The following is a 14,210-nucleotide window of genomic DNA, read 5'->3' on the forward strand; positions in this document are numbered from 1 at the left end:
GGCGACGAGACTTAAAGACTGAGGAAGCAGTGAAATGAGCGATAAACCGGATTCCAGCCAGTATGATGAGGCGCTGAGATACCACGCACAGGGTAAACCGGGAAAACTTGAAATCGTGGCAACTAAGGCTGTGGCAACGCAGCAGGATTTGTCTCTAGCTTACTCACCGGGTGTGGCCGCGCCCTGCCTTGCGATCGCAGAAGATCCCGATACGGTTTATGATTACACAACCAAGGGAAACCGCGTTGCGGTGATTTCCAACGGTACGGCAGTGCTGGGTCTTGGGAACCTGGGGGCCTTGGGCTCAAAACCCGTCATGGAAGGAAAAGCCGTTTTATTTAAACGGTTTGCCGATCTTGATTGTTTCGATCTGGAACTGGACACAGAGGATGTCGACGAATTTGTCAATTCTGTTCGCCTGATGGGTCCAAGCTTTGGTGGTATCAATCTTGAGGACATCAAGGCACCTGAATGTTTCATCATTGAACAACGCCTTCGCGAGGCCATGGATATTCCGGTTTTCCATGATGACCAGCATGGAACGGCAATCATCTGTGCAGCGGGCGTTATCAATGCGCTGGATCTTACAGGGCGCGATATCAAGGACGTTAAAGTTGTTGTGAACGGTGCGGGCGCGGCGGCGATTGCTTGTCTTGAATTGATTAAGGCGATGGGCCTTCCTCATAACAATGCGATTCTTTGTGACACCAAAGGTGTGATCTACAAAGGCCGCGAAGATGGGATGAACCAGTGGAAATCTGCTCATGCGGTTGAAACCGATGCACGTACCCTGGAAGAGGCTATGGTTGGCGCAGATATTTTCCTGGGACTTTCCGTCAAAGACGCCGTGACAAAGCAGATGGTCAAGGACATGGCTGCAAAGCCGATTATTTTTGCGATGGCTAATCCGGATCCTGAAATTCGTCCGGAAGATATTGCAGAAGTCCGTGGTGACGCGATTGTGGCGACGGGCCGATCTGATTATCCTAACCAGGTAAATAATGTTCTCGGTTTCCCTTATATTTTCCGCGGAGCGCTGGACGTTCGGGCGACGACTATCAATGAGGAAATGAAGATTGCGGCGGCTGAAGCACTGGCTGAGCTGGCCCGTGAGGATGTTCCTGATGAGGTGGCGGCTGCCTACAAAGGTAATCGTCCTGTCTATGGGCCTGACTACATCATTCCGGTTCCTTTTGATCCGCGGTTGATCAGCCATGTTCCAACGGCTGTTGCCAAAGCAGCAATGGATAGCGGGGTAGCGCGCAAGCCAATTGTTGATGAGACCGCTTATCGGGATCAGCTTCGGGCTCGTTTGGATCCAACAGCTGGTTCGCTTCAGCTTATCATGGATGAGGTTCGGGCGAACCCACGCCGGGTTATCTTTGCCGAAGGCGAAGAAGAGAAGGTTATTCGTGCGGCTATGGAATTCAAGAAAGCAGGCTATGGCGTTCCGGTTTTGATCGGGCGCGAGCATGTTGTTCGGGAAACCATGGAAGGCCTTGGTATTGAAATTGATGAGGGCCTAGAAATTTATAATGCGTCTGAAATGGAAGATCGGGAACGGTATTACGATTTCCTTTACGGCCGCTTGCAACGTAAAGGCTATCTATACCGGGATTGCGTCCGCCTTGTTAACCGGGATCGGAACATCTTTGGCGCCAGCATGGTCGCCAATGGAGACGCCGATGCGATGGTAACTGGCGTGACCAGACGTTTTTCAGTGACTTACAAAGAAATCATCAAGGTAATTGATCCAAAAGCAGGGGAGCAGCCAATCGGTGTTTCCATTGCTGTGGGTCGTGATAGGACGGTTTTCCTTGCGGATACGGCAGTAACAACGTTGCCAGATGCAGAAGAGTTGGTGAAAATCACGAAACAGACAGCTGAAGTTGCCCGCCGTCTTGGTCATGAGCCACGAGTTGCACTTCTGTCTTATTCCAACTTTGGTAACCCTGCTCATGAAACAGCAGAGCAGGTTCGTCAAGCGGTCCGTTTGTTGGATGAGGAAGAACTTGATTTTGAATATGATGGTGAAATGTCTGCGGATGTCGCGCTCAATCCGGATATCATGGCACTTTATCCGTTCTGCCGTCTGTCCGGTCCAGCAAACGTGTTGGTGATGCCTGGTCTGCATTCAGCCCATATTACATCTAAGCTTATGCCGGTTCTGGGTGAGACAGAAGTGATTGGACCTCTGATGGTTGGTTTGAATAAACCTGTTCAGATTGTTCCGATTGGGGCCACAGTTTCTGAACTTGTTAATATGGCCGCTCTTGCGGCGCATGAGGCTGGTCAGTAAAACACGCATTCTTCAAACGACAAGAACCCGCCGGCATCCGGCGGGTTTTTTATGGCCCTTTAGAATTTTGTAGATTGGCACTTTTTTGTTCGGGGTTTGGACAATATCACAGGTACCAATTGAAATGCTATGAGGTCATGAAATGTCTTGGTTATCACCCGAAATATTAAACGATGAGCGCGTTCAACTGCTACCCTTGGTGCCCGAACATGAAGCCGGTTTGATTGAAGCTGCAAAAGACGGAGAGCTTTGGAAGCTTTGGTATACCACGGTGCCAACACCTGACGCGATGGGCGCGGAAATCAGGCGACGCTTATCCTTGCAGGAAACCGGATCCATGCTGCCTTACACTATTTTAGATCGGGTATCAGGGGCTCTTATTGGTATGACAACTTTTATGAATGCCGATGGGGTGAATAAGAGGGTGGAAATTGGAAATACTTGGTATGCCAAGAGAGCACATCGGACAGGAATTAACCGTCGCTGTAAAAAGTTGATGCTGGCTCATGCTTTTGAAGAATGGGCTTGTATCGCCGTGGAGTTCAGAACCCATTTCTTTAACCGACAGAGCCGGACCGCGATTGAGAGGTTAGGCGCCAAAATGGACGGGATCCTTAGAAATCATATGGTTATGCCAGATGGTACGTTGCGCGATACCTGTGTTTATAGCATTTTGCAAAGTGAGTGGCCGACCGTTAAGTCCCATCTGACATATCAAGTCAGTCGAACAGAATGAGGTGCCTCAAAGTTCTTTTCGAAGTTCCGTCTTCAGGACTTTGCCATAGTTATTTTTGGGGAGCTCTTTTTTAAAAATATACTCCTTCGGTCGTTTGAAGCGAGCCATATGCTCTACACAATACGCATCTAAATCTTCATGGGTTATAGAAGGCTCCCCAACAATGAAGGCAATCACTTCCTCTCCCCATTCTGAATGATGTCGTCCGACCACGGAGACTTCATCGACTGCAGGATGGGTAAGGAGAACTTCTTCTACCTCCCTAGGGTAGATATTCGTTCCGCCGGAAATGATCACATCTTTGGAGCGGTCTTTAAGAGTAATAAAGCCGTCTTCGTCCCGGGTACCCATATCACCAGTGTATAGCCAACCATCTTGGATGGTCTCTTTGGTGGCTTCTGGATTTTTCCAGTAACCCAGCATAACCACGTCACCACGAACGATAATCTCGCCAACTTCACCATTGGCGAGTTCCTGCCCGTTGTCATCGACGATGCGGACTTCCACATCTGTTCGCTCAAGTCCAACTGATGCGAGGCGTTCTGATCGGCGGGGGTGATCTGTATTTTCAGAAAGTTCCCATTGGCTGAGAGCGGTGATTGTCATTGGGGCTTCACCCTGCCCATAAATCTGGCAGAATTTTGGTCCCAAGGCGTCTAGTGCCGAACGGATATCAGCCTCATACATTGGGCCGCCACCATAGACGATCAACTTCAGATTACTTGTATCAGCGGTTTTTAAAGCCTCAGATGTGATCAGTCTGTGGATCATTGTCGGCGCAAAGAAGAAGCAGGAATTGGGATATCTTGCAATCAGCTCAAACGTTTCAGCGGGATCAAATCCACCGCTTAAGGGGGTAACCTGAATGCCTGCCTTTGCAATCAGCGGAAGTCCATACAGGCCTGAACCATGAGTTTGCGGCGCCGAATGAATAACTGCATCGCCAGGATTGATAGGGGTTACATCCGAGAAATAGCTTGTGATTGCACAGAGCAGATTGCGGTGACTAATCATGGCACCCTTTGGCTTGCCCGTTGTACCCGATGTATAAAAGAGCCAGGCTAGATCGTTCGGATCTCGATCCACCATCGGGCTAGGTATTTCCTTCAGGGCATTTTGATATTCTTCATCTGCAATACTGATAATTTTTGGTGCGTGTGCGAGTGTTTTAAGCTGATCAGCCAACTCAGGTGTCGCGAAACAAAGTCTGCTTTCTGAATTTTCGAGAATATATTGAAATTCAGTGATGTGGAGTTTGGCATTTACAGGAACAGCAACCATTCCAGCATGCCAGACGGCAAAGAGAGAGATCCAGTAGTCAGGATGGTTCTTCATTATCAGGGCAACCCGATCCCCGGTCTGAAGGCCGTATGTTGTTTTCAGTGCAGTTGCGAGAGCAGCTGACTTGGTTGCGAACTCATCATAATTTGCAACAATATCATTGCCATAGGCAAGTGCTGGATAGTCTGAGAAAGAGCGTGCCGTGCGCACTAGAATGTTGGCAATGTTCATCCTGTCCCCCGCCTGTTCCTTGTAGGAACTTTGTTATTTTGCTTGGGCCTGTTCGGTTCGTGTGGGTTGGCCCGAACGGGTCAACCACCATAGTAGCATTAGACCTGGCAACGCTGCCAGCACTGTTACCATAAAAAACTGGACCCAGCCCAACTGCTCCGCAAGCCAACCTCCTGGTGAGGAGAACCATATCCTGGCGGTAGCCATAAATGACGATAGAAGGGCGTATTGTGTGGCGGTAAAAGCGACATTACAGAGGCTAGACAGGTAGGCGACGAATGCTGCTGTTCCCATCCCACCGGATAAATTTTCGATACCAACGGTCAGTGCCAATACACTTACGTCATTTCCTGCGAGTGCCTGAAGGGCAAACATGAGATTGGATCCAAGTTGTAGAATACCGCAGATCCACAGGGTTTTATACAGACCAGTTGCCGCCATTAGCCAGCCACCGATTGCGAGCCCAATAAAAGTTGCAGCGGTACCATAGATCTTACTGACATTGGCGATTTCAATTTTCGTGAAGCCAAGATCATAAAAAAATGGGGTGCTCATAACGCCGGCAAGACTATCCCCAAATTTGTAGAAAACGACAAAAAGCAGGATCGGCAACCACCCCTTTCGGCCAAGAAATTCGCTGAACGGGTCGATGACAGCTTCCCGGATCCAAGTCACATAGGTACTTAAATCACGGATTGAGCTATCAGCTTTGGCAGAGCTCGCATTGGTGATCGTTTTCGGCTCTCCAGCAATCATAATGGTGATCGTCCCAACCAGAATTAGGGCTGCCATTACTGTGAATGTCAGTTGCCAGCTGACAACAGACGCAAGGTAGAGTGCTCCGGCCCCGGAAACAAGCATGCCAATTCGATATCCAAATACAATGGCAGCAGCCCCTGCCGCCATGCTCTTTTCATCAGAGATTTCGACGCGGTAAGCGTCAATGACGATGTCTTGGCTGGCCGAGGAGAAGGCGACAAGAAAGGCGAATAACGCAGTAAGTTCAATGTGAGTATTTGGATTTACTGAACCCATCCCAATGATCGAGAGAATTAGTCCCAGTTGGGTCAAAACCATCCAGCCTCGCCGCCGACCTAACAACCGGGTGAGGAACGGCACAGGCATTTTATCAATGAGGGGTGCCCATAAAAATTTCAGTGCATAAGGGGTGGCGACATTAGCAAACAGTCCAATGGAGGTGAGCGTAAGGCCTTCCTCTCTCAGCCAAAGGGCGAGGGTTGTCCCAGTGAGTGCAAGTGGCAAACCGGACGAAAATCCCAGAAACAGGATTGCGACAACACGTGGGTCTTTATAAATGGAAGCGGCTTCGAGCCAGCGACGAATAGGCAAGGGATTAGCCTTTTTGGTAAAACGTGAGGGGTGGCTTTACTGACCAGTTTCTTTCCGAAGCGTTTCTTTTGCTTTTTGCAGTTCTTCAGTCGTTTTGACCAAACGCTCAGCCAACACACGCATCATCTCGATAGACATCTCTGGAAACTCCGTGATGGTTCTGAGAAAAAGATCCTTTGTGATGCGCAGTGTTGTCAATTCAGAAGCGGCTTTGATCGTTGCGGTTCTAGGGATATTAATCAAAATAGCAATTTCACCCACAACATCATTTTTTTTCATGGTTGCCACGGTAATAGGTCCAGATGGAGTGTCTATAACGACATCCGCTTGGCCATTGATAATGACGTAGGCAGCATCTCCCATCTCTCCTTGCTTGCAGAGAAGGTCACCGGGCTGAAAGGTTAGTCTCTCAGCGGTAAAGGCAAGCAACTTGATTTTCGATGGGTCAACCTTAGCAAACAGGGGAATTTGCCTAAGTGTCTCGACCTCTTCTCTTAAAGTCACAACGTTTGCTCCTTCTCGTACATTTGCTAGCTGATTAGCATCCGGAATTGTTCATTTCGAGATTTTAAGTCCTCAAAAGAACCTGTATCCATAATTAGGCCGCCAGCAATAAATTGAACCTGATCGAATAGATAGGCCATTTCAGGCTTATCAAGTGACCAGATTACACCTCGATCTTCAAATTCGGACAAAATGTTTTCAATAATTCGGTGTTGGGATCTGGAATCCAGAGATGCCGTTGCCTGGTTTAAAACTAGAAGATCTGGTTTCTTGATAATCGCCCTGGCAATACAGAGTTTTTGCCGTTGGTTTTCACTCAAGCGGGCTCCACCAGAGCCCGTATTGAAATTCAGACCAACTTTTATAATCGAGCGTTTTAGATCCATTTCGGCGACGACTTCAGCCAAAAGGGCGCCAATTTTCTCGTTCGCCTGCGCGTACCCGTATGCGATTTTACCGAACAGGATGTTATCTTGGATGTTTGCTGCAGTGTTGTATGCGTCTGAGTTGAAGAATTCGATCTTACCATGCAGGTGTTCTGGTAAGTGATCGATGAATTGCTTCCGGGCGAGGACAATTTTTTCCTGAATATCGTCGGTGATTACACCTAGGCGATGTCGTGAAGGAATGACCTTGAAGGGTAGAGACATGAAGCGAAGGCGATCTTCTTCGCGCAACTGTTCCAGGTTGTCTGGGTTCACTCTAGAGAGGATTGCCTGATAGTCTGGAAGTTCGTCTGAGGAAATAAATCCGTATTGTTGGAAGAACTCATGATCTGGTGGCAGATCAGCAAAGAGCTCAATCATTAATGAGGCGACTTGGTAGCCCATTTTGAGGAACGCTGTTGTCAGATTAGCTTCTTCAATAACTTTCTGCACGTATGAGTTTTCTGCAAGGCGCTCCATGTCGAAGCTGTCACCGACTGGAGTTCCGAACAGTAGGTTTTCACCTAAGGTCGCGTTCGTATTGTATTTATCTTCTTCAAAGGCTTCGACAAGGTTCTTAAGCGCAGGATCAGCGTCCAGTTTCTCGAAGAAACGCCTGCGGGCGGACAGGATCAGAGAGGCAACTTCACTATCCTCTTTTGGATCAAGTGTACTTCTTAGACCAAATTGATATACGTCGTCTCCAAGCTCAACCATTTGCAGAACATCAATAGCGCGAACGTCCAATTCATGGTGATTTGAAACGCCAGCACTTTCATAATCGATCCAGTCAGCCCGGATTGAGAAAGAACTGTTTCCAGTTATACCGATTTCCTCTTTATCTCTATTGAGAAAATCAATCTCGTCTTCATCCTCAAGCTGTACTTCGCGAAGAGGTCGGTGCTTCAGGCCAAAAAACAGATTATCTCCAATTGAGCTGTTAAACACATATCCGCTTTGCCCGAGATAAGAAATACGCCTTCCTGTCAGAGATTGGGGGGCTGCCAGCAAATCTATTGATCCAAGGCTTAACGTCCCGCGGTCTGGGTCGATAAGGCGGGCAATTATTTTTGTGAGTGCATCACGGCCCGAGCCCGCAGCGCCAACGATAGCCGTTTTTTGTTTCAGGTTGCCACGGATGTTGAGGCCTTCCAATTGGGCTGAGCCGGTATCATCCGCCAATATGAGGTTTGCGCCGACCAATTCGCCCGCTAGATGCGGCATAGGATCTGGCTCATCCATTTGGTAGGCATCGTCTCGAATGCCTGCAGGTTCAAATTGTTCGACGACCTGTTCATATTTGATCCGGGCATCCTCGCGCCTTTGGTAATAGGCGAGGAGCTCCTTCCAAGGGGCAGCCATTTCCTTATGGGCTGTAATAGCTGCGACTAGGGTCCCGATTTCAAGGTTCCCAGCAATCACCATTGTTCCACCAATGGCATAGAAAAAGAACGGACCGAGCTGTTGAATGAAATTGTTTAGAAATTTGATGACGAATTTTAGGAGATATATGCGGTAGCGCACATAATAAATCCGGCCCAGTTGATTGGTGAAATCGGCTCTGAGCAGGTTTGAAGTATCGTGAACGTGGATTTCCTGAATACCGGCAACAGTCTCACCAATCTTGTCTGAAAGGACGCGAACTCTTTTAACCCGTTCTTTGCCAAGCTGGTTCACCACCCGTTGCATTTTCGGAATGAAATAGGCTTGCAGTGGGTAAAGAGCGATAGCTGCCAAGGCCATGTGAACATTTTGGATAAGCAAAAAGCTCATGATCACAATTAGATAACCGCCCTGAAAAGCTGGCAGCACGAAAGCTTCGCCAATGAACCCGCCGAGGGGTTCTACTTCCGAAGTGATCATTGGGATGATCTCACCTGAGCTTTTCTTGCGGAAAGTCGGCAACGGAAACCGCAAAATCCGACTGTAAAGCTCATACCGCAAGCGGCGCAGCATGCGCTCTCCCGTAATCCCCTGGTATACATTGATCACATACTTAAAGCTCTGATTTATGATAACCAGCAATAAGAATGCGCCGACCGTTACATATAGAAATTCCTGCTGATCGATAGCGATGCCCATAAATTCAACAGGAAAGATAATGTCTTTCGCCTGAATGGCCTGATCGATGATAATTTTTGGGAGTTCAAGATAATAGTAGAGGAACGGAAAAGATCCGACGGATAAAAGTAAGAGGATGATCTGCTGCTTTTTGCTATGGCGCAGAATGTATTTGTAAATACTATGTTCCATGCAGCGAGACCTGCCTAACCACCCTTGTATATTTTATCATTGCCCCTTGCCACTTTTTCACATTTCTCATCACTCAAGCAAGGCCCAAATTTGTTTAGAAAAACCTTTTCCAATGATTTGGTGAAAGATGTCACGGACTGAATTTTAAGTGTAAGGTTGAAATTCAGGTGCACACCCCCTACTAAAAGTTTTTACTTTATTGGAACGCAAATTTGATGCAGCAGATAGAGAATACGGCTCCGGTTATCACAGTTGTTTTGAAGGGATATCCGCGTCTTTCGGAAACTTTTATCGCGCAGGAACTCCGTGCATTGGAGAAGCTGGGTCATAAGCTGCATTTGATTTCCCTAAGGTTTCCAACTGACAAGAAAACGCATCCTGTTCATGAGGAAATGGAAGCGCTGGTTACTTATCTTCCGGAATATTTGCATCAAGAACCTGTCCGGGTTTTGAAAAGCTGGTGGAGCGCAAGGAAGCTGCCCGGTTATAAGAAAGCGTTCAGAACGTGGATTAGGGATCTCTTTCGAGATTTTAGTCGAAACAGGGTTCGCCGTTTTGGTCAGGCGATGGTTCTGGCGGCGGAATTTCCAGAAAATAGCCCGATGATTTATGCGCATTTTTTGCACACCCCGGCATCAGTTGCCAGGTACGCGGCGTTTTGCCTGGATCTCCCCTGGAGTTGTTCTGCTCATGCCAAAGATATTTACACATCCCCAAATTGGGAGATTTCAGAGAAATTAGCCGATGTCAGTTGGCTTGTAACCTGCACAGCTTTCAACGTGGATCATTTGAGGCAGTTGGCGGCAGATCCTGCCAAGATCGAATTACTTTATCATGGTCTTGATTTTGATCGGTTCGAAGTGGCTGCTCCTGAAGAGCATGAACGTTCTGGCGAGAGTACCGAAAATCCAGTGCGAATTCTCTCTGTTGGGCGTGCTGTTGAGAAAAAAGGGTATGACGATGTTTTGGCGGCTTTATCGAGATTACCAAAAGACTTAAATTGGGAGTTCTCCCATATCGGTGGCGGGCCGCTGCTGGAAGGCCTCAAAGGACAGGCGGCGATTTCTGATTATGCGGATCGTTGCCATTGGTTGGGGCCGCAATCGCAGGCAGAGGTTAAGGAGGCCATGAGATCTGCTGATATCTTCGTTTTGGCTAGCCGTATTGCCGGTGATGGTGATCGGGATGGACTTCCGAATGTTTTGATGGAGGCCCAAAGCCAGAAAGCAGCGATTGTGGCAACGTCTGTTTCGGCAATTCCAGAACTCATTGTTGATAATCATACTGGGTTACTTGTATCTCAGAATTCACCCGAGGAACTGGCGCTGGCCTTAGAGAGTTTGATCCGGAACCCGGCCCTTAGAACGCGGCTGAGTGACAAAGGTTATGAGAAGCTGCTATCGGAGTTTGATGCAAGTAATTGGATAACTCAGCTTTCTGCTAAACTCCCGAAAGGGCCTGTTTAATGAGGATTGCATTTTATGCACCTATGAAGGCGCCCACACATGAAATCCCCTCGGGGGATCGAAGGGTAGCCCGGCTTTTTATGGAAGCGCTAACTCTCGCTGGGCATGAAGTTTATTTGGCTTCGGATCTGAGATGTTATGACAAGACCGGGACTTCAACAATTCAAGAGCAGCAACGGGACCAAGCTGCTGGTGAAGTGGTTCGGATTTTAAATGAGATCAACGCTGATCCAAGCTCTCCTAAACCCGATTTATGGTTCACTTATCATGTCTATCACAAGGCACCTGATTGGATTGGTCCTTTGATTTCGAAAGCGCTTCATATTCCTTATGCGGTCGCTGAGGCTAGTCATGCTCCAAAGCAAGCGGGCGGGCCTTGGGCTTTAGGTTATGAGGCAGCTGCTCAGGCGATCCGGAGCGCTGCCAAGGTATTTTATATGACTGATTTGGATGGAAATTGCTTGCGAGATCTTGTTTCGGATGACGGGAAACTTGTGAAACTTCCGCCTTTCATGAAACCAATCGAGAGCTCAAAATCTGAAATTTCTCCGGATGTTCAAGCCTTGATTAGAGACAGAGAACTGTCGAATTCTAAAGATATTAGGCTTCTGACTGTGGCGATGATGCGCCCTGGAGATAAAATGAATTCTTACACTCAACTCGCAGAAATGCTGTCATATCTTCCACCGGATGGTTGGACATTGATGGTCGTAGGAGACGGGGAGTGCGAAGCGGAGGTGAAAGCTCTTTTTGAGCCTTTTGCAGGGCGAGTATCTTATTTCGGACAGCGAGGCGGTGCAGATTTAGAAGCGCTATATGCTGAGGCGGATCTTTATGTCTGGCCTGCGTGCGGAGAAGCTTATGGGATGGCCTTACTCGAAGCTGAATGGTTCGGTACTCCAGTGATCGCTGGTGATGTGAGGGGCGTACCTGATGTGGTTCAGCATGGGCACACAGGATATTTGATCCCTGAAGGTGATATGAAAGCCATGGCTGGACAGATCATTACTCTTCAAAAAGATCCAGCAAGACTCCAGCAACTATCAGAGCAAGCTGCCCTTTTTGTGCGGCGTGAAAGAAGTCTTGAGGCTACTTCAGATCTTTTGAATACCCACTTAGAGGAATTATTCAAATGATTCCTCTTTTGGTAATTCGCCATGGAAAAACAGAGTGGAACTTGCAAAAAAAATTGCAGGGCCGACGGGATATTCCTCTCTGCGAGGAGGGTATTGAAGAGCTCAAAACAGCCATTATTCCTGCAGAGTTTCAAATGTTTGAATGGGTGTCCAGCCCTCTTCAGCGTGCAATCCAAACAGCTCAAATTTTAGGTGCAACTGATCTCAGTATCGAAAATCGTTTGATAGAAATGGATTTTGGTGCCTGGGAAGGGCACACAATTAAGGAGCTACGAAATTGTTTCGGTGAGGAAATGATTGAAAATGAGCGCCAAGGTCTGGATATGACGCCACCGGAAGGGGAGTCACCTCGTCTGGTGAGAGAGCGCTTGGCCTCTTTTCTTAGAGAATTAAGCTCCCCGACTATTGCCGTTACCCATAAAGGTGTTATTAGGGCATTGCAGTCTTTGGCATATGATTGGGATATGAAACAGGTTTTGCCGATTGAGTATCACTGGAATAAGGCTCATCTGTTTCTGATTACCGAAGAAGGTCATGTCATTCCAGAGCGCCCAAATGTAAGATTGGAAAAGCCATAATGGAAACAAGCATACCGCCGAAAATCCTTTTTTATGTCCAGCATTTGCTGGGCATCGGGCATCTGCGGCGAACCGCTACACTAGCAAGAAATCTGGTCCGGGCTGGGTTTGATGTCACAGTGGTTTCTGGTGGTCATCCTATCAATATCGATCTTGAGGGAGCTGAAATTGTCCAGCTGCCAGCAACCCGAGCGACAGACTTGTTTTTTAAGCAACTTGTTGATGAAGACGGAAATGCGATTGATGATAGCTGGCGTGAAATGCGGGCAGCCAAGCTTCTGGGCATCTATCACCGGGTTACACCTGATATTCTGATTACTGAACTTTTCCCGTTCGGGCGCCGGCAAATGCGGTTTGAGATTTTGCCATTGTTGGAAGCGGCTAAATCTGAAATGAAGCCACCGTTAATCCTGTCTTCCGTTCGTGATATCCTCGTGGCCCAGACGAAACCCGGGCGGAATGACGAGATGTTGGATCTTGTTCGCCGTTATTTTGATAAGGTGTTGGTTCATGGGGATCCAAACTTGATTTCTCTGGATCGAACTTTCCCTCATACAGAGGCAATCAAGGATCGGATTTTCTACACAGGATATGTAGTAGACCGTACGGGTGTAAAAGGTGGACCGGAAGCTCCTGGGTATGATGAGGTTATTGTTTCCAGTGGCGGTGGGGCTGTGGGTCACAACCTTTTAAAAGCTGCTATTTTGGCTAAACCCAAGACTTTGCTTTCGAATAAAACATGGCGCTGTATGGTTGGGGTTACCGTTGAAGAGGAGCTGTTTCAAGAGTTGAAAGAAATGGCAGGCCCGGGGGTAATTATTGAGCGTGCTCGAAAAGACTTCACCACCCTACTGATGAATTGCGCACTTTCGATCTCCCAAGGGGGTTACAATACAGTTATGGAAGTTCTGCATGCAAAGTGCCGTGCGGTGATCGTACCTTATGCCGGTGGGTTAGAGACTGAACAGACGTTGCGCGCTGAGCTTTTAGCCGCCAAAGGTGTTTTGCAAATCGCCGAAGAAGACGGCTTAACGCCTGAGAAACTGGCCGAGAAAGTTGATCTTGCTTACGATGGACCTCCGGCCTCAGCCGAAATTGATGTTTCTGGAACAGATACAACTGTTGCCTTGTTAAGGGGATGGTTGGCCGAACGCTGATGAATTACTGGGATCAACTGGATACTGAACTGAACTGTTGGGCTGAGAGTGGAAAAATTGCCACTTTCTGGTGGCGAGATGATGATCTCAATGAACCGACCCCAGCATTGGACAGATTACTCCACCTTCGTGACCAATTTGATATTCCGCTTACGCTGGCAACCATTCCCGATAAGGTTGACCCTTTGATCGCTTCCGATCTGGAAGGATGTGAGCTTATCCAGCACGGTGTTACTCATCAGTCTTTTTCTGCAAAAGGCATGAAGAAATCTGAATTTCCAGCCGAAAGGGATCTGAAAGAGGTCGAGGATCAGCTGCGCGTTGGCAAATATCGGATGGAAGATCTGTTTTCTGATAATTTTTTTGCTTTTTTTGTGCCTCCATGGAATCGCATTTCGGATATCCATATTCCGACCCTACAGAAGTTGGGATTTGCAGGATTATCAAGGTTCAAGGCAAGAAATTCAGCTTGTCCGCTGCCGGGTTTTGCTGAAATAAACACCCATATTGATCCAGTTTTTTGGAGAGGTGGTCGTAGTGCCAGATCTGAAACTGAGATTCTCAAAGATATTCTTGATCACCTGAAGGCAAGACGGTCAGGAAGTGTTGACGCAAGTGAACCAACGGGTTTGTTGACCCATCATCTGATGTTTGATCAAGATTTATGGGCGATTACGTTTAAGCTTTTGTCTTATCTACAAGAAAAAAATACCGTAAGGTTTCTGACCTTGAGAGGGGCCATGGCCCTGATTGATGAACTCTCAACTCTGGACGATTATCTTTAACCTAAAAAA

Annotated in this window: 11 protein-coding genes; 7 read left to right on the plus strand and 4 right to left on the minus strand. The window is 47.7% G+C overall.

Annotated features, from left to right (window positions below):
* The first annotated feature begins 34 nt into the window (after positions 1 to 34).
* A complete protein-coding gene (locus HH301_RS17845) occupies positions 35 to 2,299 on the plus strand; it encodes a phosphate acyltransferase (protein ID WP_169566899.1) in 2,265 nt (754 codons plus the stop codon).
* Between the two features lie 142 nt (positions 2,300 to 2,441).
* Positions 2,442 to 3,035, plus strand: a complete 594-nt coding sequence (locus HH301_RS04060; protein ID WP_169566901.1) for a GNAT family N-acetyltransferase — start codon at positions 2,442 to 2,444, stop codon at positions 3,033 to 3,035.
* A 6-nt stretch (positions 3,036 to 3,041) separates the two neighbouring features.
* Here the strand turns inward: HH301_RS04060 and HH301_RS04065 are convergent, their stop codons facing one another.
* Genes HH301_RS04065 through HH301_RS04080 form a run of 4 tightly spaced genes read right to left on the minus strand, consistent with a single transcriptional unit; the run spans position 3,042 to position 9,079 of the window.
* Positions 3,042 to 4,547: an AMP-binding protein gene (locus HH301_RS04065; RefSeq protein WP_169566902.1), complete on the minus strand. Its 1,506-nt coding sequence runs from the start codon at positions 4,545 to 4,547 to the stop codon at positions 3,042 to 3,044.
* 33 nt (positions 4,548 to 4,580) lie between these two features.
* Positions 4,581 to 5,897: an AmpG family muropeptide MFS transporter gene (locus tag HH301_RS04070; RefSeq protein WP_169566904.1), complete on the minus strand. Its 1,317-nt coding sequence runs from the start codon at positions 5,895 to 5,897 to the stop codon at positions 4,581 to 4,583.
* 36 nt (positions 5,898 to 5,933) lie between these two features.
* On the minus strand, positions 5,934 to 6,401 hold the full coding sequence (locus HH301_RS04075; protein ID WP_169566906.1) for a cyclic nucleotide-binding domain-containing protein: 468 nt from the start codon (positions 6,399 to 6,401) through the stop codon (positions 5,934 to 5,936).
* A gap of 26 nt (positions 6,402 to 6,427) precedes the next feature.
* On the minus strand, positions 6,428 to 9,079 hold the full coding sequence (locus HH301_RS04080) for an ABC transporter transmembrane domain-containing protein (RefSeq protein WP_169566908.1): 2,652 nt from the start codon (positions 9,077 to 9,079) through the stop codon (positions 6,428 to 6,430).
* A gap of 215 nt (positions 9,080 to 9,294) precedes the next feature.
* Here HH301_RS04080 and HH301_RS04085 point away from each other — a divergent pair, with 215 nt between their 5' ends.
* From HH301_RS04085 to HH301_RS04105, 5 genes are read left to right on the plus strand one after another with little or no spacing between them, the layout of a single operon-like run.
* Complete coding sequence (locus tag HH301_RS04085; RefSeq protein WP_169566910.1) at positions 9,295 to 10,545, plus strand: glycosyltransferase family 4 protein; 1,251 nt, start codon at positions 9,295 to 9,297, stop codon at positions 10,543 to 10,545.
* Positions 10,545 to 11,681, plus strand: coding sequence for a glycosyltransferase family 4 protein (locus HH301_RS04090; RefSeq protein ID WP_169566911.1), 1,137 nt, complete (start codon positions 10,545 to 10,547; stop codon positions 11,679 to 11,681). Before HH301_RS04085 ends, HH301_RS04090 begins: the two co-directional genes overlap by 1 nt.
* Positions 11,678 to 12,259, plus strand: a complete 582-nt coding sequence (locus HH301_RS04095) for a histidine phosphatase family protein (protein WP_169566912.1) — start codon at positions 11,678 to 11,680, stop codon at positions 12,257 to 12,259. Before HH301_RS04090 ends, HH301_RS04095 begins: the two co-directional genes overlap by 4 nt.
* Positions 12,259 to 13,416: a glycosyltransferase family protein gene (locus HH301_RS04100; RefSeq protein WP_169566914.1), complete on the plus strand. Its 1,158-nt coding sequence runs from the start codon at positions 12,259 to 12,261 to the stop codon at positions 13,414 to 13,416. Before HH301_RS04095 ends, HH301_RS04100 begins: the two co-directional genes overlap by 1 nt.
* Positions 13,416 to 14,201 carry a polysaccharide deacetylase family protein gene (locus tag HH301_RS04105; protein ID WP_169566915.1) on the plus strand — a complete coding sequence of 262 codons (786 nt, stop codon included), beginning with the start codon at positions 13,416 to 13,418 and terminating at the stop codon, positions 14,199 to 14,201. The genes HH301_RS04100 and HH301_RS04105 overlap by 1 nt, the downstream gene beginning before the upstream one ends.
* The last annotated feature ends 9 nt before the right edge of the window (positions 14,202 to 14,210 follow it).

The sequence above is a fragment of the Sneathiella limimaris genome (genome assembly GCF_012932565.1).
In the GTDB taxonomy this organism is placed as follows: Bacteria; Pseudomonadota; Alphaproteobacteria; order Sneathiellales; family Sneathiellaceae; genus Sneathiella; species Sneathiella limimaris.

What these genes read in the sequence shown, in the direction of transcription:
- HH301_RS04090 (WP_169566911.1), top strand. Translation starts at nt 10,545, where the DNA reads ATGAGGATTGCATTTTATGCACCTATGAAGGCGCCCACACATGAAATC.
- HH301_RS04080 (WP_169566908.1), bottom strand. Translation starts at nt 9,079, where the DNA reads ATGGAACATAGTATTTACAAATACATTCTGCGCCATAGCAAAAAGCAG.
- HH301_RS04095 (WP_169566912.1), top strand. Translation starts at nt 11,678, where the DNA reads ATGATTCCTCTTTTGGTAATTCGCCATGGAAAAACAGAGTGGAACTTG.
- HH301_RS04060 (WP_169566901.1), top strand. Translation starts at nt 2,442, where the DNA reads ATGTCTTGGTTATCACCCGAAATATTAAACGATGAGCGCGTTCAACTG.
- HH301_RS04085 (WP_169566910.1), top strand. Translation starts at nt 9,295, where the DNA reads ATGCAGCAGATAGAGAATACGGCTCCGGTTATCACAGTTGTTTTGAAG.
- HH301_RS04105 (WP_169566915.1), top strand. Translation starts at nt 13,416, where the DNA reads ATGAATTACTGGGATCAACTGGATACTGAACTGAACTGTTGGGCTGAG.
- HH301_RS04100 (WP_169566914.1), top strand. Translation starts at nt 12,259, where the DNA reads ATGGAAACAAGCATACCGCCGAAAATCCTTTTTTATGTCCAGCATTTG.
- HH301_RS17845 (WP_169566899.1), top strand. Translation starts at nt 35, where the DNA reads ATGAGCGATAAACCGGATTCCAGCCAGTATGATGAGGCGCTGAGATAC.
- HH301_RS04065 (WP_169566902.1), bottom strand. Translation starts at nt 4,547, where the DNA reads ATGAACATTGCCAACATTCTAGTGCGCACGGCACGCTCTTTCTCAGAC.